Origin of the sequence: Agrobacterium sp. RC10-4-1, assembly GCF_014138475.1 — a bacterium.
In the GTDB taxonomy this organism is placed as follows: domain Bacteria; phylum Pseudomonadota; class Alphaproteobacteria; order Rhizobiales; family Rhizobiaceae; genus Agrobacterium; species Agrobacterium pusense.
In genome coordinates, this window is sequence record NZ_JACJIT010000007.1 from 310559 (window position 1) to 334930 (window position 24372).

Consider the following 24372-nt stretch of genomic DNA (forward strand, 5'->3'; position numbering starts at 1 on the left):
AAACATATTTCAATATCCCGTTATAGGGAGGGTTTCTCATGCAGGATGCGGATAACGACAACGGCGCGGAGCAGCGGAGGCGGCTATCGCCCGCGGCTGAGCGGGCCCTGAAAGAAGCAGAAGAACGGCGCAAACAACAGGCAGATCTACAGTTACCGCCGGAAACCGGTGGCCGCGGCGGCGCCGAACCGGTTCGTTTCGGCGACTACGAAATAAAGGGCCGCGCAATAGATTTTTAGCCGGTCGCCATAACGATAATACCCGCCAACGGCGGGTATTTTTCAATTAAAACAAGTACTTATTGTTTATTTTCCAACAAGCGACACACTGCCTCTAGTTGCTCGAGCGTCCGGTAAGCGATACGGATTTGCCCCGATCCCCCCTTGTGGTTAATCTTTACGTCAAGACCGAGGGCATCAGAAAGACTGCGCTCCAGTGCGACCGTATCTGAATCTTTTTCCGCGGCAGGGCGCTTTTCCGTAGCTTCGCCCTGCGATTTGATGTCGTTCTGAGCCAATCGCTCGGCATCACGGACCGACAAGCCCTTGGAAACGATCATGCGTGCGAGATTCGCCGGATCGGAAGTGGAAACGAGCGCCCGCGCGTGACCTGCGGAAAGCGAACCATCCGCGAGCATGTCGCGTACCGGGTCCGGAAGTTTCAATAGCCGAAGGCTGTTGGCGACGTGGCTTCGGCTCTTGCCGATAATCTCACCGAGATCGTTCTGAGTGTAACCGTGTTCCGCGATCAGCTGCTCATAACCCATCGCCTCTTCCAGCGGATTGAGGTCTGAGCGCTGGACGTTCTCGACGATGGCCAACTCGAGCGCCGTCCGATCATCCACATCACGAACGATAACAGGCACGTCGGTGAAGCCGGCCAGCTGCGCAGCGCGCCAGCGCCTTTCACCGGCAATAATCTCGTATCGATTGACTCCGACCGTCCGTACCACCACAGGCTGAACAATGCCATGCTGCCGGATGGACGCGGCCAAATCCTGCAGCTCATTTTCATCGAAATGACGACGTGGGTTCCGTTGGCTACGAGCAATGAACTCTATCGGAATGGTGCGATCAGCGCTGACAGTACGCTGGGGTTCACCCACGGGCACAGGCTGGTCCATTTCACCGATCAAGGCCGCGAGACCACGTCCCAGCCGGCGCTTGGAAAGATCATCACTCATAGGATATCACTCCGTAGATTGCGGCAGACGTCAGGCGGCTTTACGCAAACGCTCTCTCTGGATCACTTCCGATGCGAGCTGCAGATAGGCCTGACTACCAGCACATTTCAAATCATAAAGAATTGCCGGCTTACCATAAGATGGGGCCTCGGAAACGCGAACATTGCGCGGAATGAGCGTATGGTAAACCTTTTCTCCGAGATGCGTTCTGACATCCGAGACAACCTGTTGCGCCAGATTATTGCGTGCATCGAACATCGTTAGAACAATCCCTTGGATATCGAGCTGCGGATTGACCGACCCTCTTATCTGGCTGACCGTATCGAGCAACTGGCTAAGGCCTTCCAGCGCAAAAAACTCGCATTGCAATGGCACCAGCACGGAATGCGCGGCCGTCATTGCGTTCATCGTCAGGAGGTTGAAGGACGGGGGGCAGTCGACAAGTATATAGGAGTAGCCTCTAGCCTCTGTCGTCTCCATCGCTTCACGCAGAAGAAAGACTCGATTGGCAACGGTAGCAACTTGCATCTCGAAACCAAGCAGATCCATCGTCGATGGCACAATATCGAGATTTGGAACAGCGGTTGGGACAGCGACTTCCGCAATATTGTGATCACCGATTAGGAGATCATAAGAGGAGAGCTTCCGCTCTCGTCGGTCAATCCCCAGCCCGGTACTGGCGTTACCCTGCGGGTCCAGATCAACTATCAATACCCGCTCACCGATGGCTGCCAGCGCTGTGGCCAGATTGATAGCAGTCGTTGTTTTGCCGACCCCACCCTTCTGGTTTGCTACTGCGATAATCCGGTTTTTTTCCAAAGTCATGCCGCACCTGGCCAGCTTGTCAGCGCCTCAGAGCGAGGTTGCTGATTTCAAGAACAACAGAATCTGCCTCAATGGCACTCCGATGTTTTACCAGATCAAATTGCCAGCGACCATGTGCTTTCTGCACTTCGGATTCATAATCCCGGCCTTTATTGAAATATGCCTTGAGATCCGGATTTTTTGTGGCCCAGGGATGAATATAGTCGAAAAGCAAATCCAGCTCCGCCAGTGCGCGGGCCGACACAGAATCGCACGTATTGAGAATGGCAGGTGCTTTCTCAATTCGCACGGGATGAACCGCTCCACGCGCGCCAGTTTCCTTTAACGCTATCCGGAGAAATGCGGCCTTCTTATTGTTACTTTCCACCAGATCGACCCAGCCGCCGCCAATTTCAGAGAGGAATATGGCAGTGACGACACCGGGAAAACCCCCACCGCTGCCCAGATCAACCCATCTTTGCGGATAAGGAGAGAGATGAAATATCTGGGCACTGTCGGCAATGTGACGGCTCCAGAGTTCTGTAAGAGTGGAGGGGGCCACCAGATTGGTGGTCTTATTCCACTTCTTGAAGAGCTCGACAAAATGCTCGAGCTTCTCCTGTGTTTCACGTGAAACACTCTGGCCGTTTATCTTCATAATCCGACTCGCTATTGGTGCAGACGCAATTTTTCATCTGCGAAGGAGAGCTTTTCCGCAGAAGGGCGAGAAGCAGCGATATCGCAGCCGGCGTCATACCGTCAACACGTGCGGCTTGGGCAATGTTTTCTGGACGGGCCATTTCCAACTTTTGTTTCAACTCATTGGAAAGGCCGGACAGGCTTTGAAAATCGAAATCGTCAGGAATCTTTCGCTCTTCGTCGCGTTTGATGTCCACGATGTCGGCGCTCTGGCGCTGCATATACACAGCGTAACCAGCCTCGATTTGCAGCACATCCGCAATTTTCTCGGGAAGCCCACCCAACTCGGGCCAGTGCTGTTTGAGGACATCAAGCGACATATCAGGATAGGCAAGCAATTCATAAACGGAGCGGCGTTGTCCGTCCTGATTGAGCTTTAATCCCTGTTTTGCTGCCTGCGAAGGGCTGATCGTGAGGGTCTTCAGCAAGTCACGACCCCGACCAAGTTCTTCTATAAAATTATCGAATCGCTTTTGACGGTGATAACCGATGATTCCCGCCCGCTGACCGACTGGCGTTAGCCGCAGATCGGCATTATCGACTCGTAACGACAGCCTATATTCCGCTCTTGACGTAAACATTCGGTAGGGTTCGCTGACACCCTTGGATGTCAGATCATCGATCATGACGCCGATGTAGGATTCCGTCCGGCTGAAATAATGCGGATCGCTGTTGCTTGCATAAAGAGAGGCATTGAGGCCGGCGACGAGCCCCTGAGCAGCTGCTTCTTCATAACCGGTTGTGCCGTTGATCTGCCCCGCGAGGAATAGTCCCGCAATCTTGCGACACTCGAGGGAGGGCTTTAGTTCTCGCGGGTCGACATAGTCATATTCGATCGCGTAACCTGGCTGCAAGATCGCAACCCGCTCGAGACCGGGTATGGTGTGGATGAACTGTTCCTGAACAGACGCCGGAAGTGACGTGGAAATTCCGTTAGGGTAGATCGTATGATCATCCAGTCCCTCGGGCTCCAGAAATATCTGATGACCATCACGCTCGCCAAACCGAGTGATCTTATCTTCAATCGACGGACAATAACGTGGACCGACGCCTTCGATCTGACCCGAATACATTGCTGAAAGATGGATATTCTCTTGAATGACCCTGTGTCCGGCTGATGTGGTTCTGGTAACTCCACATTCGATTTGCGGATTCACGATATTGTCGGTCATGAAGGAGAAGGGCACAGGATCTTCGTCTGCGCCTTGTCGATCAACACCGCTCCAGTCGATTGTTCGCCCGTCCAGACGGGCAGGCGTGCCGGTCTTAAGTCTGCCCATGCGAAGACCAAGCCGCGATAGAGTGTTGGAAAGGCCGATTGACGGTTCTTCACCCACACGGCCGGCCGGTACCTTTTCGGAGCCGATATGAATAAGGCCACGCAAGAAAGTACCACTTGTCAGTACCACGGCACCGCAGGGAATCCGGCTACCATTCGCCATGACGACAGCAGCCACTCGCTCATTCGTCATCTCAATATCAAAAGCGTCGCCCTCAATAATGGTAAGATTCTCGATATTTGCAATTTCACCTTGCATCGCTTCACGATAAAGACGGCGATCCGCCTGGGTGCGGGGACCGCGCACTGCCGGGCCCTTTTTGCGATTGAGCATGCGAAACTGAATACCGGCAGCGTCAGCTACCCTACCCATCAAACCATCCAGGGCGTCGATCTCGCGAACGAGATGGCCCTTTCCAAGCCCGCCAATTGCTGGATTGCAGGACATGACACCGATGGTGTCGCGTTTATGGGTCACGAGCGCGGTTTTTGCACCATGGCGAGCCGCAGCCGCGGCCGCTTCACTGCCGGCATGTCCCCCACCGATAATAACGACATCAAATGACTGGTGCATCTATCTGCGCCCTGTTCTGATCTAACCGCGCGTCCACGGCCCATGTTTCACGTGAATCATTTTCCTATGCAGAATTCTGAAAAGATGACGCCCAGCAAATCTTCAACATCGACGCGTCCTGTAATACGACCAAGCGATGTCGCTGCGAGCCGCAAAAATTCCGACCTTATAGCAAGGTCCATGGCTTCAGAATCGAGCGCATCACTAACATAATTAAGCGTCTCTTCAAGTCGTTTTTTATGGCGCGCCCGGGCGGGCATCAAAGTCTGGACCCCTTGCAATCGCGATTCAATCTCCCGCTTTATCAAGAACCGCAATTCATCGAGACCAATCCCTTCTTTCGCCGAGATCGCCAGATCGAACTCAGCTCTAGGCGTCGACGATGACAACGCCGCCTTGGTCCTGACGCGCAGATGCGTCTTTGCAGACAGTGATGCGATGGTTTGTTTCGGAAACGAATCGTTATCTTGCAGCACCAGAATGAGATCCGCAGTCTCCGCTGTCAAAACAGCGCGCCGCACCCCCTCCTGTTCCACCACATCATACGTTTCCCTCAGGCCTGCCGTGTCGAATATTCGTACCAGATAGCCCTCAAGGTTAATGTCCACGCTCAATACGTCCCTGGTCGTACCGGCAATGTCGGTGACGATGGCGATATCCCGGCCAGCTAACGAATTCAGCAGCGTGGATTTCCCGGCATTGGGTTCTCCGATGAGCGCCACCTTGAAACCGTCCCGGATAATCTCGCCGTTTCCGCCGGCCTCCAGATGGGAGGCGATTTCCGCTTTCAGCTGTCTCATCGCCTCCCATACCTGTCCAGATACGGAATCCGGGACATCCTCCTCGTCGGCGAAGTCGAGCTCCGCCTCAATCAGCGCACGCGCACGCGTCAGGCGCTGAGCCCATCCATCATAAAGAGCCGAAAGATTGCCTGTACTCTGTTCAACCGCCAGACGACGCTGCATCTCTGTTTCAGCCTGAAGCAGGTCGGCCAAACCTTCGACTTCAAGCAGGTCCATCTTGCCATTCTCGAAGGCTCTGCGCGAGAACTCCCCGGCCTCCGCGGGACGTACATCCGGGAACCGCTCGAACTGAGCAAAAATCGAGGCAATGACTGCGCGGCTTCCATGGCATTGGATTTCAACGCAGTCCTCGCCTGTGAAGGAATGCGGTGCCGGGAAAGACATTACGAGCGCCTGGTCGATGGTCTCATTGTTTCGATTCCGAATCAAACTCAGCCTGGCTTTTCGTGGTGCCGGAAGCTCTCGTCCGGTCAATTCTGTCAGCATGGCGAAACACATGGGTCCGCTGATCCTCACGACGGCCACCCCCGCCGGGAGGGCGCCGCTCGAAAGTGCATATATCGTATCAGGGGAAGGCATGGCGCACCTCGATCAAAACAGTCAAGCCGCATTCGAATAAACGAATGCGGCTTTAACGACCTCAGATGAATCCGGCTAATTTCCGGTTCAGGTGTTCATCGATTCGAAGAAATCCGAATTGTTTTTAGTCTGCTTCAGCTTATCGATGAGGAACTCGATGGCGTCCATCGTTCCCATCGGCGCGAGAATACGGCGAAGAACAAAAATCTTCTGCAAATCCTGGCGCGGCACCAGAAGGTCTTCCTTACGGGTACCAGATTTCAGAATATCCAGCGCCGGGAAGATACGCTTGTCTGCTACCTTCCGGTCAAGCACGATTTCCGAGTTACCCGTACCCTTGAACTCTTCGAAGATGACTTCATCCATACGGCTGCCAGTGTCGATCAGCGCGGTCGCAATGATCGTCAGCGAGCCGCCTTCTTCGATATTACGGGCGGCGCCAAAGAAGCGCTTCGGCCGCTGCAGCGCGTTGGCGTCCACACCACCGGTCAGAACCTTGCCGGAAGAGGGAACGACGGTGTTATAAGCGCGACCAAGACGGGTTATGGAATCGAGCAGAATGACGACGTCGCGGCCATGTTCAACGAGGCGCTTCGCCTTTTCGATGACCATTTCAGCGACCTGTACGTGGCGTACCGCTGGTTCATCGAAGGTGGAGGATACAACCTCTCCCTTGACCGAACGCTGCATGTCGGTGACTTCTTCCGGACGCTCGTCGATCAAAAGAACGATGAGATAACATTCCGGGTGATTTGCCGTGATCGAATGGGCAATGTTCTGTAGCAGAACCGTTTTACCGGTACGTGGCGGTGCAACGATCAAGCCACGCTGGCCCTTGCCGAGCGGTGCGACGAGATCGATAACCCGCGACGACAGATCCTTGGATGTCGGAACATCAAGCTCCATCTTGAACCGCTCGTTCGGATAGAGCGGCGTCAGATTATCGAAATGGACCTTGTGGCGGATCTTTTCGGGATCGTCGAAATTGATCGTGTTGACCTTCAGAAGGGCGAAGTAGCGCTCACCTTCCTTGGGACCGCGGATCGGTCCTTCAACCGTATCGCCGGTCTTCAGCGAAAACCGACGGATCTGCGAGGGAGAGATGTAAATATCGTCCGGACCCGGCAGATAGTTTGCGTTTGCGGATCGCAGGAACCCGAAACCGTCCTGCAGAACTTCAACGACGCCTTCGCCGATGATTTCGATGTCCTGGCTCGCGAGAACCTTGAGGATTGCGAACATGAGCTCCTGCTTGCGCATGGTGCTCGCATTTTCAACTTCCAGGGATTCGGCAAAAGTCAGCAAGTCGGTAGGCGATTTGCTCTTAAGTTCCTGAAGCTTCATTTCAGCCATGAAGAGAAGACCGTTTAATAATGTAATGTCGGGGGAGGGCGTGTTCGCGAATCAGATGCTGTGGGAAAGACCGCAGATGACTGAATAATTCACATGCCACGAAGATGAGTGGCCCGAAAATAGCGATTGAACATCGCTGCTGCAAGAGGAAAGCACGAATTCCGCGAAATTTATCGTTACACCGCTCTAACCGAAGGGTTTCACAACCACAAGTATGACGATGAAGATCATCAGCAACGTTGGAACCTCATTCATCAACCGCCAGTGACGGGCAGGCCTGGTATTTTCATCCCGGGCGAACCGTTTCGCACTACGCGTGAAATAAACATGGGTCGCAGTCAGAAGCACGACCATAGCGATTTTTGCGTGCAGCCAGCCACCAGAAAAACCGAAGGCCGACCAGGCGAGATAAAGTCCGAGCACCCAGCTTATCATCATCGCCGGGTTCATGATGACCTTGATCAGCCGCTGCTCCATCACCTTGAAAGTTTCGGATTGCTGCGAACCTGCCGGCGCATCGGTATGATAGATGAAGAGCCTTGGCAGATAAAAGATCGCCGCCATCCATGAGATCACAGCAATAATGTGAAACGCCTTGATCCAGAGATAGAGATCGGCAGGATCCACGTAAAAGAACAGGGCGACGACTGCGATGAAAACGCCCAGCCCGACGCCAGCCCGCAGGGCGGCCCTATTTCCTGATCGCGCAGAAGTCTGTTTTTCGTCATTCATGGCACGGTCCCACCCGCACGCACCCGCTCGACCAGCCGGGTGACATTGTCCGGATCAGCCTGCGGCGTGATGCCGTGACCGAGATTGAAGATCAACGGACCCTGCCCAAGGGCCTGCAGCACGGCGTCGATACCATCCTGCAGAGCCCTCCCGCCCGCCACCATCAGCATTGGGTCGAGATTGCCCTGCACGGGCCCTTCCTTCTGCAAATCCGTGGCGAAGCTGAGCGGCACGGACCAATCCAGCCCGATCGCGTCGGCACCGGTCTTACGACGATAGTCCTTGAGAAGATAACCCGCCCCCTTCGCGAAAGCGATTATTTTGGCGGAGGGACGCCGCGCGCGCACCGAAGCAATAATACGGGCAACCGGTTTTACTGCGTAATTCTCGAACTCCTTTTCGCCGAGCACGCCCGCCCAGGAATCGAAGATCTGCACGGCATCGGCCCCCGCATCGATCTGCGCCACGAGATAATCCGCGGAAACCTCAGCGAGAAAAGCCAAAAGCTTTTCCATCGCGGCGGGCTCCCGATAACCGAATAGCCGCGCCGGCGCCTGGTCGGGCGTTCCGTGACCGGCAATCATATAGGTCGCGACCGTCCACGGTGCGCCACAAAAGCCAAGAAGCGTCGTTTCATCCGGCAATGAACTGCGTAGGCGCGACACCGTTTCGAAGACAGGCGAAAGATGCGCCATGACATCAGACGCATCGAGTTCTTCAATACCGCTGACATCGATCGGGTCCATGGCGGGGCCCCTGCCTTCGGTGAAGGACACATTGCGGTGAAGCGCGTCGGGTATCACCAGAATGTCGGAAAAAAGAATCGCTGCATCCAGCCCGAACCTGCGAATGGGCTGAAGCGTCACCTCGGTTGCCAACTCGGGATTATAACAGAGATCCAGGAAACTTCCGGCGCTCTTCCGCGTTTCCCGGTACTCCGGAAGATAGCGTCCAGCCTGACGCATCAGCCATATGGGCGGCGGCGTGACCGTCTTCCCGTTCAAAACAGTCATAACCTTGCGTTCGCTCATCACACCCAGCTTCTAAAAAAATAAAATCAAAGAGATTTAAAAGATTTTCTATTTCTTAGAGTCTGTGGGTAGCAAGGATTAAAATCATTCCAGTCGAAATGCCGCAGCCGCATCTTTTCAGCACGGTGGTAGGACAAATTTCGGCAGCGATCTTGAAAAACCTGGAAAAATCGTAATTTATCTCGAATTTTCAATGGATTATATTCTTATTGGAAAGTTCTCGACCTGTGGACAGGCTGTGAATCGGGTTGGACAAGTGTCAACTCTTCCAGCAATTCACAGGCTGCCCGGAGCATGTTGAAAGCCACTTGCGGATTGTGGAAAAACACCACTTTATTCACGGCGCGGTTCGACCCGCAGGCTCGTTCGGACATTTGTCCCGGGTTATCAACAGCGGGAGAAAAACAGCGTGGAGAACAAAAAAAGCTTCTTCCATCTGCACCTGATTTCGGACTCAACAGGCGAGACTCTCATGTCTGCCGGCCGCGCGGTCTCGGCACAGTTTCACGCATCCATGCCGGTGGAACACGTCTATCCGATGATCCGCAACCAGAAGCAGCTTGCGCAGGTCATTGACCTCATCGACAAGGAACCGGGCATTGTCCTCTACACCATCGTCGATCAGCAACTGGCAGAATTCCTGGATTTGCGCTGTCACGCGATCGGCGTGCCCTGTGTCAACGTGCTTGAACCCATTATCGGCATCTTTCAGACTTATCTGGGCGCGCCATCAAGACGGCGGGTCGGTGCTCAACACGCCCTCAATGCGGATTATTTCGCGCGGATCGAAGCGCTCAATTTTGCAATGGATCACGATGACGGACAGATGCCGGAGACCTATGACGAGGCGGATGTCGTTATCATCGGCATCAGCCGCACGTCGAAAACTCCGACCAGCATCTATCTCGCCAACAGGGGTATAAAGACCGCAAACATTCCGGTTGTACCCAACGTGCCTTTGCCCGAAAGCCTCTATGCCGCCACCCGGCCTCTGATCGTCGGCCTCGTGGCGACGTCGGATCGAATATCGCAGGTTCGCGAGAACCGCGAACTGGGCGCAACCGGCGGATTTGACAGCCGCCGTTACACGGATCGCGCCACGATCATGGAAGAGCTGAAATATGCGCGTGCGCTCTGCGCCCGCAACAATTGGCCTCTGATTGACGTCACACGCCGTTCCATTGAGGAAACGGCTGCTGCCATCCTTGCCCTTCGCCCGAGGACGCGATAATCCGGATCGCACCATCAGGAGCAGACAGTCGATGAAACAAGAGTTGATCCTCGCCTCGTCCAGCGCATCCCGCCAGATGCTGATGCGCAATGCGGGGCTGACATTTTCGGCGATACCAGCGGATATTGATGAGCGCGCGCTCGATGAGCGGCTGGAACGTACGGGCGCCAGCCCGGAGGAAGTTGCACAACAACTCGCGACTGCCAAGGCTCTTGCCGTCGGTTCGCTTCATCCGGACGCACTGGTTCTGGGCTGCGATCAGACCATGGCACTCGGTGCGCGGGTCTATCACAAGCCGAAGACCATGGCCGAGGCCGAAGCACATCTGCTGTCATTGTCCGGTAAGGTTCACCGCTTGAACAGCGCGGCTGTCCTCGTTCGCGGCGGGGAGGTGATATGGAAGGTGGTTTCCAGTGCTGAACTTGCCGTGCGAACATTGAGCCCCGAATTTGTCTCCCGTCACCTCCAGAGAGTGGGTGAAAAAGCTCTAAGCAGCGTGGGCGCCTATCAGCTCGAGGGAGAGGGAATCCAGCTATTCACTTCGATTGAAGGCGATTATTTCACGATCCTCGGCCTGCCGCTTCTGCCGCTTTTATCGAAACTGCGCGACCTGGGTGTCATCGATGGCTGATTCACGTGAAACATTAACCATAAACGCTTTCGTTGTTGGTTACCCGATCAAGCATTCCCGGTCGCCGATCATTCATTCTTACTGGCTCAAGAAATTCGGTATCACCGGTACCTATGAGGCAGTCGAGGTCGCATCGGACGATTTTGCGAATTTCATTGCAACCGTGAAGGAAGGTAAGCCCGGTACGGCGGTGGGCGGCAACGTCACCATCCCTCACAAGGAGGCCGCTTACCGGTTGGCGGATCGTCCTGATGCTCTGGCGGAAGAACTGGGTGCCGCCAACACCATCTGGGTGGAGGAGGGTAAACTCCATGCCACCAATACCGATGGTTACGGGTTCGTGTCTAACCTGGATGAGCGGCATCCCGGTTGGGACAAAACGGACCGGGCGGTCGTTTTTGGTGCCGGCGGCGCAAGCCGTGCCGTCATTCAGTCGCTGCGGGACCGGGGCATCGCGGAAATTCACGTCCTGAACAGGACCCTCGAACGTGCTCGCGAACTGGCTGATCGTTTTGGCCCACGCGTCTTTTCCCATCCCCAGGCAGCGCTGCAGGAGGTCATGCAGGGCGCCGGGCTGTTCGTGAATACGACATCGCTCGGTATGGATGGCGCTGAGGCGCCGCATCTCGATTTTTCGCAGCTCGCTGCCAAGTCGGTGGTGACCGATATCGTCTACGTGCCATTACGAACACCGATCCTTAAAATGGCGGAAGAGCAGGGTATCACGACCGTCGATGGCCTCGGCATGTTGCTTCATCAGGCAAAACCGGGGTTCAAGCGATGGTTCGGCAAGATGCCGGAGGTGGATGAGACTCTGCGTGCTCTGATCATCGCGGACATGGAGAAACATTGATGATTGTCATCGGTCTCACCGGCTCGATTGGAATGGGAAAAACGACAACCGCGAAATTGTTTGCCGAAGAAGGCGTTCCGGTTCTGGATTCGGACGAGGTCGTTCACGGTCTTTATCGGGCGGAGGCCGTAGGCCAGATCGAGGCAGCTTTTCCGGGCACTACGGTTTCCGGTGTCGTGGACCGGGAAAAACTCGGTGACATCTTGAGAAAGAATCCGGCTAATTTCAGAAGGCTTGAAGAAATCGTCCATCCACTGGTTCGGAAAAAACAGGAAACCTTTCTGTCCGAAGCAAGGAAAAACAGCCGGAAATTTGCGCTTCTGGATATTCCGCTGTTGTTCGAAACGGGTGCGGAAAGCCGTGTCGACAAAGTCGTGGTGGTGAGTTGTGCACCAGAGATCCAGCGCGAGAGAGTCCTGTCACGACCAGGAATGACCGAAGAAAAATTGGAAATGATCCTTGCCCGGCAGATGCCCGATGCGGAGAAGCGTAGACGTGCCGATTTTATCATCGATTCCGGAAATGGTGTCGAAGCGGCCCGGGATCAGGTAAGAGACATTTTGCAGAAGCTGACCGTTGAGTCGCGCCGTGGAGAGATGCATGCGTGAGATCATTTTCGATACGGAAACCACAGGTCTGGAGTCGAAGCTGGACCGGATCATCGAAATCGGCGGCGTGGAACTGATCAACCACTTCCCGACTGGCCGCACCCTGCATCTTTATATCAATCCCGAAGATCGCAAGGTTCATCCCGATGCGCTTGCCGTTCACGGCATTACCGACGAGTTCCTGCAGGATAAGCCCAAATTCGCTGAAGTTGTCGACCAGATTCGGGATTTCTTCGAAGGTGCGCGCTGGGTGGCGCACAATGCAACATTCGATATGGGGTTCATCAACGCGGAATTCGCCCGTCTCGGGATCGAACCGGTCGCCGCTGATCTGGTGACGGATACGCTGTCGCTTGCCCGCCGCAAGCACCCGATGGGACCGAATTCGCTGGACGCGCTTTGCCGCCGTTATGGAATAGACAATTCCCATCGCACCAAGCATGGCGCGCTTCTTGACTCCGAGCTTCTGGCCGAAGTCTATATCGAAATGATCGGCGGCCGCCAGACCGCGCTCGGCTTCGGCTCTGCCGCCAGGCAGGAAACCATTGTCATTGAGGAAGACATTCCGCTGGAGCCCCTGCGACGGCCCCGCCCCCTGCCGTCGCGGCTGGATGCAGAGACGGTTGCCGCCCACGGCAAACTCGTTCTCGGCATGGGGGACAAGGCGATCTGGAACCGGTACCAGAACTGAAGCCTGCTCAGATACTTAAATCGCAAATCTGCGTAAAGAAAAACCCGGGCCAAGAACCCGGGTTTTGATTGTCTGTAATGGAAGATGGCCGCTGCTTAGTTCGGGACAGCCTGAACCTGAGCCTTTGCCTGTTCCTCGGCAACGCGCTGCGCAAACATCTGCGCAAAATCGATCGGATCGATCATGAGCGGCGGGAAACCGCCGTTGCGGGTAACGTCGGCAATGATCTGGCGGGCGAAGGGGAAGAGCAGGCGCGGGCACTCGATGAAGAGCACCGGCAGCATGTGTTCCTGCGGGAAGCCGGCGATGCGGAAGACACCGCCATAGACCAGCTCGGCCGCAAACAGAACCTTATCGCCATCCTTGGCTTCGGCATTCAGTGTCAGCACGACATCGAAATCCGAACCGGAAATCGGATTAGCATTGACGTTGACATTGATGTTGATCGACGGCGCATTCTCACGGGCCTGCAGCGAACGAGGAGCACCCGGATTTTCAAAGGACAGGTCCTTGATGTACTGGGCAAGAATGTTGAGAGAAGGGCTAGCTGCGCCCTGTGCGCCATTTTCAGCGGTCATTACGGTTCCTCGCGGCGTGAATTCGTGGAAGGCGGTCTATCATTTCGACTCCGGGCTTACAACCCTTCGTGATCGGGTCGTCGCGATGCGATCGACGCGGCGTCAGGGCTTGGGCAGGTCGCGATCATCGGGCCTGTTCGACCAGGGAGAGTCTTTCGGCCCGTCGCGGTGAAACTCCTCTTCATCCAGATCCACCACCTTCGAATTGCCATGAGATCCCGGGCCATTGCTGAAACCGGAATAATCGCCCGGCCGGGCGCCGGGCTGTCTGAATGAACCAGCCACGACGACGCGCGGTCCGAAGGCTTTCCAGAAAAACCGGCGAATGGCCGGCGACAGAAGCAGGAGGCCGAGAATGTCGGTGATGAAACCCGGAATGAACAACAGGATGCCCGCCACGACGCGCATCGCGCCATTGACGAGTTCGTCCGCAGGCTGTGCGCCCGTGCGGCCCGCATCCTGAAGATTTCTCACCATGCCGAGACCGCCCAGGCGCAATATGAGCAATCCCAGGAAAGACGTGAACAGGACGAGAGCCAGTGTGAGCCACAGGCCTATTGTCTTGCCGACAATAATGAAACCTGCAATTTCAAGGATGGGCATCATCAGCACGATGATGGGGAGAAAGGAAAAACGCATCTTCTAGCCTTGCGTGTGCATCTCTGGCAGATTGCCGGTTCGCGGGACACCGATGATTGAATCTGCATATTTGAATGATGGTAAGATGCAGACTATATGATGGTGTGGTTTTCGAATTTAAATGGCGGTTTTGGTAAAAGATGGGCTTCAGCGACTTTATCACATTGTTTTTTCTCGTTGCAGCGGTGCTGATCTTCTTTCAGCTGCGCAGCGTCCTTGGTCGTCGCACGGGCAATGAAAAGCCGCCTTTTGATCCTTATAGCCCGCGCGATGTCGCGAAGGGTCCCGTCACGGATGATAACAAGGTCGTGACACTGCCGAAGCGGGCCGAGGCGGAAGATGAAAACCGCTTCGCCGAGGTGGATGCACTGGCGCCTGCAGACAGCGCACTCAATGCCTCCCTGCGTGAGGTGATGACGAAGGATCCGTCCTTCCGCCCGAAGGAATTCCTGAACGGCGCCCGCATGGCCTACGAGATGATCGTGATGGGTTTTGCCGATGGCGACCGCAAGACGCTCAAGAACCTGCTGTCCAAAGAGGTGTTTGAAGGTTTCGACGCAGCGATTTCCGAAAGGGAAGGCCGCGGCGAGGTGGTGAAATCGACTTTTGTTGGCATTGAGAAAGCCGATATCACCCAGGCGGGTATTCGCGATTCCGAGGTGCAGATAACGCTCCGGATCGTCAGCCAGCTCATCTCGGCGACCTATGACAAGGATGGCAAGCTGGTCGATGGTGATCCGGATGCGGTTGCGGAGGTGGATGACATCTGGACCTTCTCGCGCGATATCCGCTCACGCGATCCGAACTGGAAGCTGATCGCCACCGAATCCGAGCAATGACCGCGCCCTTTTCGATCGAAGAAGTTTCTTTCAGCGACCTGCCCGGGTGGCGGCAAGACGATCCCGTTAGCCTTTTTCCGGCGATGACCGCAATTCTGTCGCATCTTCGGAGCGCAAAACCCTATCGCACTGGCGCACTCGGCGTCACGGCGGCGGAACTGGTTTCGCTGCTGGAGGTCGCTGAGAAATGCAAGGCAGACAGTCCCGAACAGGCGCGCCGGTTCTTTGAAACCAACTGTGTGCCTTTCAGGATTTTTCCGTCGCAGGGAAAAAGCGGTTTTGTGACCGCCTTCTATGAGCCTGAACTGGAAGTCTCGTCTGAACCTGACGACATCTGGCGTTATCCCATTTACCGCCGACCACCCGAATTGGTGAATATCGACGATACCAATCGGCCCGTCGGCTTCGATACATCCTATGCTTTCGGCAGGCAGGATGAAGACGGGATTTCCTGCTTCCCCGATCGCCGCGCGATCGATGAAGGCTATCTGGAGGGCAAGGGACTTGAGATCGCCTGGGCGAAATCGAAGGTCGATCTGTTTTTTGTCCATGTGCAGGGCGCGGCACGTCTGGTTTTTCCCAATGGTGCGATAAAGCGCATTACCTATGCGGCCAAGGCAGGCCATGCTTTTTCACCGATTGGACGTCTGCTTCTCGATCGCGGAGAACTCGATCCGAAAACCGTGTCGATGCAGACGATCCGCAAGTGGCTCGCTGACCATCCCGATCAGGTGGATGGAGTACTATGGCATAACCGCTCCTACATTTTTTTCCGGGAGGCGGATGTTGCCGACGAGGATATGGGACCGGTCGCCGCCGCAAAAGTACCGCTCGTCGCTGGGCGCTCGCTTGCTGTGGACAGGCTCATCCACACGTTCGGGCTTCCCTTCTTCATCCATTCGCCGTCGCTTACCCATCTCGATGATGGAAAGCCTTTTGCGCGGCTGATGCTGGCGCTCGATACCGGGTCGGCCATCATTGGCCCGGCCCGCGGCGATATCTTTACCGGTTCGGGTTTCGAAGCCGGAGAACTTGCCGGCACGGTGCGCAATGAGGCAGATTTTTATATACTGATACCGCAGGTTGCTGCGCAGAGGTATCGGCGATGAAGAACAGTCGCAAGCTCGGCAAGGAAGAACGCGTTCTGTGGGGAAAGGTCGCAAAAACCACACGGCCGATCTCCGGCAGGCTCGAAGACTTGCTGGCTTTCGATGACGTGGAGGACCCTGCGGGGGAACCAGATGTTTCTCTGACCGGTAAAGACACCTTTCCGCGCATCCTTGCGGAGCCGGCTGAGCCGCCCCCTCCAGCTCCGGATAAAAAGCCGAAAATCCACCAGCCGATGGAAAAACCGGTCAAGCGTAAGCTGACCCGCGGCCGCCTGCCATTGGAAGGACGGATCGATCTGCATGGCATGTTCCAGAGCGAGGCCCACGCCGTACTGCTCGATTTTCTGTTGCGCGCACATGAGCGGGGTCTAAGACATGTGCTGGTCATTACCGGCAAGGGTCGATCGATTGGCAGTGACGGGGCTTTGAAAAGGGCGGTGCCCATGTGGTTTTCCAAACCCGAATATCGCCACCTGATTTCCTCCTATGAGGATGCGTCGGCCAATCACGGCGGCGATGGCGCGCTTTATGTGCGGCTTTCGCGCCGGCGAGGCGAAAAGTCATGACGCCCTTTGCGCTGGCCGTGCGGCAGCTTCGTGAGCGCAAGGGTGTAACGCAGAAGCAAATGGCCGCCGCCATCGGCGTCTCTCCGGCCTACCTTTCAGCGCTTGAGCATGGCAAGCGCGGCAAGCCGAGCTTCGATCTCCTCCAGCGCATTGCCGGATATTTCAACATCATCTGGGACGAGGCCGAGGAACTGTTCTTCCTTGCCGGCTCATCCGACCCGAAGGTGGTGATCGACACAGTCGGCCTGCCGCCGCAATATACGGCTTTCGCCAACCGGTTGGCACGGGATATTCGCAAGCTGCCGCCGAGTGTGGTAGAGGAACTGTCAGCCGTGCTGCAAAAAAGCCGTTCTTGCGATTGAAACCCCTCTATCCCCTGCTTTATGCAGCATCCTGAAGCATGCGGCCTTTGGGATTGGGTATAGAATTTCTATAGTCGCATGTCGGATTTGAGTGATTCGCTGGCTTCAGGCCCTCTCACTGGAAACCTGGCCAGGAAAACTTTGGAAAGAGTACTTATGACCGAAACATCGTCAAGCGAAGTCGGCGCGAACGCGGAATATGGAGCCGATTCGATCAAGGTCCTCAAGGGCCTTGATGCCGTGCGCAAACGGCCCGGCATGTATATCGGCGATACCGATGACGGTTCCGGCCTACATCACATGGTCTACGAAGTCGTCGACAACGCCATCGATGAGGCGCTTGCGGGCCACGCCGACCTGGTGACGGTGACCCTGAATGCCGACGGCTCCGTGACGGTGACCGATAACGGACGCGGCATTCCGACTGACATCCATTCCTCCGAGGGCGTTTCTGCCGCCGAGGTCATCATGACCCAGCTGCATGCGGGCGGGAAGTTCGACCAGAATTCTTACAAGGTGTCGGGCGGTCTGCACGGTGTCGGCGTTTCGGTGGTCAACGCGCTCTCCGTCTGGCTGAAGCTCCGCATCCGCCGCAATGGCAAGGTGCACGAGATTGGCTTTACCCATGGTGTCGCCGACGCGCCGCTTTCCGTTATCGGCGAATATGAAGGCCGTTCGGGCACGGAAGTCACCTTCCTAGCAAGCCCTGAAACCTTCACCATGACCGACTATGATTATGGAACGCTGGAGCATCGCCTGCGCGAACTCGCATTCCTGAACTCCGGCGTGCGCATCCTGCTCACCGACAAGCGCCATTCCGACGTCAAGCAGGAAGAACTGCTGTATGATGGCGGCCTCGAGGCCTTCGTCCGTTATCTCGACCGCGCCAAGAAGCCGCTGGTTGATAAGCCGGTCGCCATCAAGGGTGAAAAGGATGGCATTACGGTTGAGGTCGCACTCTGGTGGAACGACAGCTACCACGAGAACGTGCTTTGCTTCACCAACAACATTCCGCAGCGCGATGGTGGCACCCATATGGCAGGTTTCCGCGCCGCGCTGACCCGCCAGGTCACCTCCTACGCCGAAACCTCCGGCATCCTGAAAAAGGAAAAGGTAAGCCTTCAGGGTGAGGACTGCCGTGAAGGTCTGACGGCCATCCTTTCCGTCAAGGTGCCAGACCCCAAGTTTTCGTCGCAGACGAAAGACAAGCTTGTGTCGTCTGAAGTGCGTCCGGTTGTCGAAAGCCTCGTCAACGAAGCACTCTCCACCTGGCTCGAAGAACATCCATCCGACGCGAGAATCCTTGTCGGCAAGGTGGTTGAAGCCGCTGTCGCCCGAGAAGCCGCCCGCAAGGCGCGCGAATTGACACGCCGCAAAGGTGCGCTCGATATTGCCTCTCTGCCCGGAAAGCTCGCCGACTGCTCCGAGCGCGATCCGGCAAAATCAGAACTGTTCCTCGTTGAGGGTGACTCCGCTGGCGGTTCGGCCAAGCAGGGCCGCTCGCGCGAGACGCAGGCGATCCTGCCGCTCCGCGGCAAGATCCTCAATGTAGAACGCGCCCGTTTCGACAAGATGTTGTCCAGCCAGGAAATCGGCACGCTGATTACTGCGCTCGGCACCTCCATCGGCAAGGACGAGTTCAACGCTGACAAGCTGCGTTACCACAAGATCATCATCATGACGGATGCTGACGTCGATGGCGCCCACATCCGTACACTGCTGTTGACCTTCTTCTTCCGGCAGATGCCGGAACTGATCGAACGCGGCCATCTCTATATCGCCCAGCCGCCGCTTTATAAGGTGACGCGCGGTAAATCCGTTCAGTACCTGAAGGACGAAAAAGCGCTGGAAGAGTACCTGATTTCCATGGGTATCGAGGAAGCATCTTTGACGCTCGGCTCTGGCGAAGTGCGTGTTGGCGCCGATCTTCGCGAAGTCATTCTGGATGCGCTGCGCATGCGCTCGCTGATCGACGGGCTGCATTCCCGCTACAGCCGTTCCATCGTGGAGCAGGCGGCCATTGCCGGCGCACTCAACCCCGAGCTTTCCGCCGACGCAGCGCGTGCGGAGGAAACCGTTGCCGAAGTGGCCCGGCGTCTCGACATGATTGCTGAAGAGACCGAACGCGGCTGGTCCGGCACTGTGCTGCAAGACGGCGGTTTGCGCTTCGAACGCATGGTGCGCGGCGTCAAGGAAGTCTCGACGCTGGATATGGGCCTGCTCGGTTCGGCCGATGCCCGGCATATCGATCAGCTTGCAGCCCGCACGCGTGATATCTACGCCACGCCGCCGGTTCTGCAACGCAAGGATGGCACGATGGAGCTGGCCGGCCCGCGCGCGCTTCTGGATGCGATTTTCGCTGCCGGACGCAAGGGTCTCTCCATGCAGCGCTACAAGGGTCTTGGCGAAATGAATGCCGAGCAGCTTTGGGAAACCACACTCGATGCCAACGTTCGCTCGCTGCTGCAGGTAAGAGTAAGTGACGCGACTGATGCTGACGGCCTGTTTGCCCGCCTCATGGGTGACGAAGTCGAACCACGCCGCGACTTCATCCAGGAAAATGCACTCAGCGTCGCTAACCTGGATATTTAAATTTGGGGAATGTTTCGCGTAACGATTCACGTGAAACGAAACTTTAACAAAAGGCCCGGCGGTAATCTCCGCCGGGCCTTCTGATTTTATGCGGATAATGGTGATCAGTCAGCCTTGCCGGTGAAGCGACCTTCAAAGGCAACATCGGAAAGGGGCAGGCGTTTGCTTGGCACCTCCCGTTCCGCCAGATCATCAGGAAGAACGGACTTGTCGGTGAGCGTGCCGATGGCGACTCCTGCCTCCACCTTGTAGCCTTCCGGTATATTCAGTTTTTCGACGATCTTGTCCTTGAATATGCCGGCCATGCCGTGCGCATGGTAACCGAGCAGGTGCGCCTGCATGGCAAGTGAAAACCAGGCGGCGCCGGCATCGAAGGAATGGGTTGTTGACGGTTTCTTCTCGCCGTCGTGCGAGATATTGTGGTCTCGGGAAATGACGAAAAGCAGCACGGAGGCGTTTTTTGCCCAGCGCTGGTTTCCCTCCATCAGCAGTTCCACGAAGAGCGGCCAGTCTTTACTGTCCTTGTGTGCATAGACAAACCGCCACGGCTGATGATTGGAGGCGGAGGGCGCCCAGTGCGCCGCATCCAGAATGGTCATCAGATGCTGCGCCGGCATGGCGTGACCATCGAAGGCGCGCGGAGACCAGCGATCGAGGAAGAGGGGATCAACGGGGTATTCTGATTGCCGGTTATTGCTGTTCGTCACGGGCCATGTCCTTTTGATTGACGGGAAGGAAAAGGTATTTTTCGAAACTTGGCACAGTCAAGGGGTGACAAGTATGAATGCATCGTTCATATATGCATCACCTTGTCTGACAACCGGGAGAGAGTTCCATGAAATTGATGCGTGTTGGCCAGCCCGGCCAGGAAAAACCTGCAATCCTCGACGCGGAAGGAAAAGTCCGCGATCTGTCCGCCCATGTCAAAGATATCGGCGGCGAAGCCATTTCTCCCGAGGGCCTCAAGAAGATCGCCGCGATCGATGTCGGCTCACTTCCGGTGCTGAACGAAGAGCGCATCGGCGCCTGCGTTGCGGGAACCGGGAAATTCATCTGCATCGGCCTTAACTTCTCCGACCATGCCGCTGAAACGGGTGCCACCGTACCGCCGGAACCGGTCATTTTCATGAAGGCCACCTCGGCCATCGTTGGTCCGAATGACAATGTCGTCATCCCGCGCGGTTCGGAAAAGACCGACTGGGAAGTCGAGCTTGGCGTCGTCATCGGCAAGACCGCCAAATATGTCTCCGAAGCGGATGCTCTCGATTATGTCGCCGGTTATTGCGTTTCGCACGATGTTTCCGAGCGCGCCTTCCAGACGGAGCGCGCCGGTCAGTGGACCAAGGGCAAGTCCTGCGACACTTTCGGCCCCATCGGCCCGTGGCTGGTGACGAAGGACGAAATCACCGATCCGCAGAACCTCGGCATGTGGCTGAAGGTCAACGGCCAGACCATGCAGGACGGTTCCAGCAAGACCATGGTTTACGGCGTGGCCCACGTTGTCTCCTATCTCAGCCAGTTCATGTCGCTGCACCCCGGCGATGTCATTTCCACCGGCACGCCTCCCGGCGTCGGCATGGGCCTGAAGCCGCCGCGTTACCTGAAGGCTGGCGATGTCGTGGAACTCGGTATCGAGGGTCTCGGTTCCCAGAAGCAGACCTTCGTCGCCGACATCTGATTATACGGCGTTCAACGGAAAGTGAGGCGCTGGCGGGAAACCGCCGGCGTCTTCGATTTTGTGCACCTGCGAAAAGCTGCTATGGTTGAAAAAAAGAGCGTGATCGCGAGGGAGGCGTCATCAGTGTTCTACCACCTCTATGAAATGAACCATGCGGCCATGGCACCGCTGCGTGCCGGTGCCGATATGATGCGCCAGGCCTGCAACAATCCTCTTAATCCGCTGTCCAGTACGGCCTTCGGCAGAAGCCTCGATGCCGGTTTCGAGGTTTTCGAACGGCTGACGCGCCGCTACGTCAAGCCTGAATTCGGTCTCGGCTCCACGGTCATTGATGGCCAAACCGTGGTTGTCACGGAGGAGACCGTCTGGTCGCGCCCGTTCTGCAATCTGCTTCATTTCAAAAAAGAACTCGATCCAGCCCCCCAGTCCAACCCGAAGGTGCTACTGGTGGCCCCGATGTCCGGCCACTATGCAACCCTGCTACGCGGGACCGTGGAGGCACTATTGCCCTCGGCCGATATTTACATCACCGATTGGGCCGATGCCCGGATGGTGCCGGCAGCGGAGGGAACCTTCGATCTCGACGATTATATCGACTATGTCATCGAGATGCTGCGGCAGATCGGCCCCGGCACCCATGTGGTTGCTGTCTGCCAGCCATCCGTGCCTGTTTTGGCTGCCGTTTCCCTGATGGAGGCGGATGGTGACGCGTTTGCACCCGCTTCCATGACGCTGATGGGCGGGCCGATCGATACGCGCATCAACCCCACCGCCGTCAACGGTCTCGCCAAGGCCAAGCCGATCGAATGGTTCCGCGACAATGTCGTCATGCAGGTGCCGTGGCCGCAGCCAGCCTTCGGCCGCAACGTCTATCCGGGCTTCCTGCAGCTGTCGGGTTTCATGTCCATGAACCTCGACAGGCACATGACGGCGCACAAGGATTTTTACCTCAATCTGGTCAAGAATGACGGCGATTCCGCCGAAAAACACCGCGAATTTTACGATGAATATCTGGCCGTCATGGATCTGACGGCGGAATTTTATCTGCAGACGGTGGAAACCGTCTTCATCGACCATGCGCTGCCGAAGGGAAACATGCTGCATCGGGGCAGGGCGGTCGATCCCGCTGCCATCCGCAAGGTCGCATTGTTCACTGTCGAAGGGGAGAATGACGATATTTCCGGCGTCGGCCAGACAAAGGCAGCGCACGATCTCTGCCGCAACATCCCTGAAGATAAACGCGCGCACTACATGCAGCCGGATGTAGGGCATTACGGTGTCTTCAACGGTTCGCGCTTCCGCAAGGAGATCGTACCGCGTATGCTGGATTTCATTGCCAAACACAAGACGACCTAACGGCAGAACGGTAGGTGACGCCGCGCATTTGCGTGGCCAAGGGATGGACGAATCGGTTATGAAGGCTTCATGTTTTCGCTCCTCAGAAAATCCCTGAAGTCCCCGGCGCCAAAGAAGGTCGTGCCGAGCCAGCGCACCGTCTCGGTGGCAGGCCGGCAGGTGCCGATCACGGTCAGGGAGAACCCGCGGGCGACGCGCATTACCTTGCGCATCGAGCCGGGCGGCCGGGCGCTGAAGCTGACGATCCCGATGGGTCTGCATCATCGCCAGGTGGATGATTTTCTCGAGAGACATCAGGGCTGGCTGGAAGGCAAACTTCCGAAGTTTAGTCCTGACGACGGTCTGCGTTCCGGCACGACCATCGATATCAGGGGCATAGCCCACCGTATTGACCATACGGGCAGCCTGCGCGGCCTGACGCATGTCGCGAAAGACGCTGATGGCGCGCCCGTTCTGAAAGTCAGCGGCGCGCCCGAGCATCTGAGACGGCGGATAGCGGCCTTCCTGAAAAAGGAGGCGAAGGCCGACCTGGAGCGGCTTGTGGCCGTTCATGCCAGAACGGCCGGCCGGCCGGTGCGATCGATCAGCATGAAGGATACACGCAGCCGCTGGGGTTCCTGTTCCCATGATGGAAACCTGAGCTTTTCCTGGCGCATAGTCATGGCTCCGGAAAAGGTCATCGATTATCTCGCCGCCCACGAGGTCGCGCATTTGAGGGAAATGAACCACGGACCGAAATTCTGGGCTTTGTGCGAAAAACTCTGCCCGCACACCGATGAAGCCAAGGACTGGCTGAAACATAATGGCTCCAAACTCCACGCCATCGATTTCGATTGAAACTTAGGGCGTCGATCGCCATCTGGATTCACGTGAAACATTCCATCAATAACGGATGCGATTTGGCTCGACTCTCGTCGCATTTCGTGTCAGGTCGCGGATATGAAACCGGATATCAAGATTTGCGGATTGAAGACACCGGAAGCGCTGGAGCGCGCCATCAGGCGCGGCGCGTCGCATGTCGGTTTTATTTTCTTTGAAAAAAGTCCACGCAACATCGAGCCCGATTTAGCCGGTAAGCTGGCCGAAGCCGCCCGTGGCGCAGCCAAGGTGGTCGCCGTCACCGTCAATGCCGATAATGATTATCTCGATGAAATCGTCGATCTTGTAAAACCTGACATTCTGCAGCTGCACGGCAGTGAAAGCCCGGAGCGGCTGTTGACCATCAAGGCGCTTTACGGCCTGCCGGTCATGAAGGCGATTTCCATTCGCGATGCCGCTGATCTTGCCAAAATTGGTCCTTATAACGGGATAGCCGATCGTTTTCTGCTGGATGCCAAGGCGCCCGCTGGTTCGGAGCTTCCGGGCGGCAACGGTGTTTCCTTCGACTGGACCATCCTGCGCTCCCTTGACGGAAGCATCGATTACATGCTTTCCGGGGGGCTGAACAAGGACAATGTCGCCGAGGCTCTGGCAGAAACCCGGGCGAGCGGACTAGATTTGTCATCTGGCGTCGAAAGCGCGCCGGGCGTCAAGGATCTGTCCATGATCGACGCTTTTTTCGATGTGGTGAATGATTGGTCGAAAGGCCCAAAGGGAGCTTGA

At 56.4% G+C, this 24372-nt stretch carries 26 protein-coding genes; 15 read left to right on the forward strand and 11 right to left on the reverse strand.

All coding sequences use genetic code 11. The features are described 5' to 3' along the window. Nucleotides 1–38 precede the first annotated feature (38 nt). Nucleotides 39–239, forward strand: coding sequence for a DUF1674 domain-containing protein (locus FHW77_RS20170; protein WP_004444223.1), 201 nt, complete (start codon nucleotides 39–41; stop codon nucleotides 237–239). 59 nt (nucleotides 240–298) lie between these two features. On the opposite strand, the gene FHW77_RS20175 is transcribed toward FHW77_RS20170, so the two are convergent. The 8 genes from FHW77_RS20175 to hemE form a co-directional block, all read right to left on the reverse strand. Then, nucleotides 299–1183, reverse strand: a complete 885-nt coding sequence (locus tag FHW77_RS20175) for a ParB/RepB/Spo0J family partition protein (RefSeq protein ID WP_004444225.1) — start codon at nucleotides 1181–1183, stop codon at nucleotides 299–301. A gap of 30 nt (nucleotides 1184–1213) precedes the next feature. Continuing rightward, nucleotides 1214–2008 (reverse strand): ParA family protein, encoded by a 795-nt coding sequence (locus FHW77_RS20180; protein ID WP_004444228.1) that lies wholly within the window; start codon nucleotides 2006–2008, stop codon nucleotides 1214–1216. 19 nt (nucleotides 2009–2027) lie between these two features. After that, nucleotides 2028–2645, reverse strand: a complete 618-nt coding sequence (gene rsmG / locus FHW77_RS20185; RefSeq protein WP_004444230.1) for a 16S rRNA (guanine(527)-N(7))-methyltransferase RsmG — start codon at nucleotides 2643–2645, stop codon at nucleotides 2028–2030. Next, on the reverse strand, nucleotides 2614–4539 hold the full coding sequence (gene mnmG / locus FHW77_RS20190; RefSeq protein ID WP_004444232.1) for a tRNA uridine-5-carboxymethylaminomethyl(34) synthesis enzyme MnmG: 1926 nt from the start codon (nucleotides 4537–4539) through the stop codon (nucleotides 2614–2616). Before mnmG ends, rsmG begins: the two co-directional genes overlap by 32 nt. 56 nt (nucleotides 4540–4595) lie before the next feature. After that, a complete protein-coding gene (gene mnmE / locus FHW77_RS20195; RefSeq protein WP_004444234.1) occupies nucleotides 4596–5921 on the reverse strand; it encodes a tRNA uridine-5-carboxymethylaminomethyl(34) synthesis GTPase MnmE in 1326 nt (441 codons plus the stop codon). 87 nt (nucleotides 5922–6008) lie between these two features. Further along, complete coding sequence (gene rho / locus FHW77_RS20200) at nucleotides 6009–7274, reverse strand: transcription termination factor Rho (RefSeq protein WP_004444236.1); 1266 nt, start codon at nucleotides 7272–7274, stop codon at nucleotides 6009–6011. Between the two features lie 186 nt (nucleotides 7275–7460). Continuing rightward, on the reverse strand, nucleotides 7461–8006 hold the full coding sequence (gene hemJ / locus FHW77_RS20205; RefSeq protein WP_044459683.1) for a protoporphyrinogen oxidase HemJ: 546 nt from the start codon (nucleotides 8004–8006) through the stop codon (nucleotides 7461–7463). Further along, nucleotides 8003–9037 carry a uroporphyrinogen decarboxylase gene (gene hemE / locus FHW77_RS20210; protein ID WP_044459682.1) on the reverse strand — a complete coding sequence of 345 codons (1035 nt, stop codon included), beginning with the start codon at nucleotides 9035–9037 and terminating at the stop codon, nucleotides 8003–8005. The genes hemJ and hemE overlap by 4 nt, the downstream gene beginning before the upstream one ends. 409 nt (nucleotides 9038–9446) lie before the next feature. On the opposite strand from hemE, the gene FHW77_RS20215 reads away from it, so the two are divergent. Genes FHW77_RS20215 through dnaQ form a run of 5 tightly spaced genes read left to right on the forward strand, consistent with a single transcriptional unit; the run spans nucleotide 9447 to nucleotide 13051 of the window. Continuing rightward, the gene (locus FHW77_RS20215; RefSeq protein WP_006700254.1) at nucleotides 9447–10268 is read left to right on the forward strand and encodes a pyruvate, water dikinase regulatory protein; all 822 of its coding nucleotides are present in this window, start codon (nucleotides 9447–9449) and stop codon (nucleotides 10266–10268) included. A 31-nt stretch (nucleotides 10269–10299) separates the two neighbouring features. Further along, the gene (locus tag FHW77_RS20220) at nucleotides 10300–10899 is read left to right on the forward strand and encodes a Maf-like protein (RefSeq protein ID WP_044459681.1); all 600 of its coding nucleotides are present in this window, start codon (nucleotides 10300–10302) and stop codon (nucleotides 10897–10899) included. Beyond that, nucleotides 10892–11752, forward strand: coding sequence for a shikimate dehydrogenase (locus tag FHW77_RS20225; protein WP_044459680.1), 861 nt, complete (start codon nucleotides 10892–10894; stop codon nucleotides 11750–11752). Before FHW77_RS20220 ends, FHW77_RS20225 begins: the two co-directional genes overlap by 8 nt. Continuing rightward, a complete protein-coding gene (gene coaE / locus FHW77_RS20230; RefSeq protein ID WP_044459679.1) occupies nucleotides 11752–12360 on the forward strand; it encodes a dephospho-CoA kinase in 609 nt (202 codons plus the stop codon). Before FHW77_RS20225 ends, coaE begins: the two co-directional genes overlap by 1 nt. Then, on the forward strand, nucleotides 12353–13051 hold the full coding sequence (gene dnaQ, locus FHW77_RS20235) for a DNA polymerase III subunit epsilon (protein WP_004444252.1): 699 nt from the start codon (nucleotides 12353–12355) through the stop codon (nucleotides 13049–13051). Before coaE ends, dnaQ begins: the two co-directional genes overlap by 8 nt. Nucleotides 13052–13146: 95 nt before the next feature. Here the strand turns inward: dnaQ and secB are convergent, their stop codons facing one another. Both secB and FHW77_RS20245 read right to left on the reverse strand, forming a co-directional pair. Beyond that, the gene (gene secB / locus FHW77_RS20240; protein WP_022555303.1) at nucleotides 13147–13629 is read right to left on the reverse strand and encodes a protein-export chaperone SecB; all 483 of its coding nucleotides are present in this window, start codon (nucleotides 13627–13629) and stop codon (nucleotides 13147–13149) included. Nucleotides 13630–13731: 102 nt separating this feature from the next. Then, complete coding sequence (locus tag FHW77_RS20245) at nucleotides 13732–14268, reverse strand: FxsA family protein (protein ID WP_044459678.1); 537 nt, start codon at nucleotides 14266–14268, stop codon at nucleotides 13732–13734. Between the two features lie 140 nt (nucleotides 14269–14408). Here FHW77_RS20245 and FHW77_RS20250 point away from each other — a divergent pair, with 140 nt between their 5' ends. From FHW77_RS20250 to gyrB, 5 genes are all read left to right on the forward strand, one after another. Next, on the forward strand, nucleotides 14409–15107 hold the full coding sequence (locus tag FHW77_RS20250; RefSeq protein ID WP_004444258.1) for a Tim44/TimA family putative adaptor protein: 699 nt from the start codon (nucleotides 14409–14411) through the stop codon (nucleotides 15105–15107). Beyond that, a complete protein-coding gene (mltA, locus tag FHW77_RS20255) occupies nucleotides 15104–16216 on the forward strand; it encodes a murein transglycosylase A (RefSeq protein WP_004444260.1) in 1113 nt (370 codons plus the stop codon). Before FHW77_RS20250 ends, mltA begins: the two co-directional genes overlap by 4 nt. Further along, nucleotides 16213–16782 (forward strand): Smr/MutS family protein, encoded by a 570-nt coding sequence (locus FHW77_RS20260; protein ID WP_004444262.1) that lies wholly within the window; start codon nucleotides 16213–16215, stop codon nucleotides 16780–16782. The genes mltA and FHW77_RS20260 overlap by 4 nt, the downstream gene beginning before the upstream one ends. Next, entirely contained in the window at nucleotides 16779–17144 is a 366-nt protein-coding gene (locus FHW77_RS20265) for a helix-turn-helix domain-containing protein (protein WP_004444265.1), read from the forward strand. Before FHW77_RS20260 ends, FHW77_RS20265 begins: the two co-directional genes overlap by 4 nt. Nucleotides 17145–17300: 156 nt before the next feature. Further along, nucleotides 17301–19736 carry a DNA topoisomerase (ATP-hydrolyzing) subunit B gene (gene gyrB / locus FHW77_RS20270; protein WP_004444267.1) on the forward strand — a complete coding sequence of 812 codons (2436 nt, stop codon included), beginning with the start codon at nucleotides 17301–17303 and terminating at the stop codon, nucleotides 19734–19736. A 104-nt stretch (nucleotides 19737–19840) separates the two neighbouring features. Here the strand turns inward: gyrB and FHW77_RS20275 are convergent, their stop codons facing one another. Then, nucleotides 19841–20443: a nitroreductase family protein gene (locus FHW77_RS20275; RefSeq protein ID WP_004444268.1), complete on the reverse strand. Its 603-nt coding sequence runs from the start codon at nucleotides 20441–20443 to the stop codon at nucleotides 19841–19843. Nucleotides 20444–20571: 128 nt separating this feature from the next. Here FHW77_RS20275 and FHW77_RS20280 point away from each other — a divergent pair, with 128 nt between their 5' ends. From FHW77_RS20280 to FHW77_RS20295, 4 genes are all read left to right on the forward strand, one after another. Beyond that, on the forward strand, nucleotides 20572–21414 hold the full coding sequence (locus tag FHW77_RS20280; RefSeq protein ID WP_004444270.1) for a fumarylacetoacetate hydrolase family protein: 843 nt from the start codon (nucleotides 20572–20574) through the stop codon (nucleotides 21412–21414). A 123-nt stretch (nucleotides 21415–21537) separates the two neighbouring features. Next, nucleotides 21538–22770: a polyhydroxyalkanoate depolymerase gene (locus tag FHW77_RS20285; protein WP_004444273.1), complete on the forward strand. Its 1233-nt coding sequence runs from the start codon at nucleotides 21538–21540 to the stop codon at nucleotides 22768–22770. Nucleotides 22771–22839: 69 nt separating this feature from the next. Beyond that, nucleotides 22840–23607, forward strand: coding sequence for a M48 family metallopeptidase (locus tag FHW77_RS20290; RefSeq protein ID WP_004444275.1), 768 nt, complete (start codon nucleotides 22840–22842; stop codon nucleotides 23605–23607). 102 nt (nucleotides 23608–23709) lie between these two features. Beyond that, nucleotides 23710–24372, forward strand: coding sequence for a phosphoribosylanthranilate isomerase (locus FHW77_RS20295; protein ID WP_004444276.1), 663 nt, complete (start codon nucleotides 23710–23712; stop codon nucleotides 24370–24372).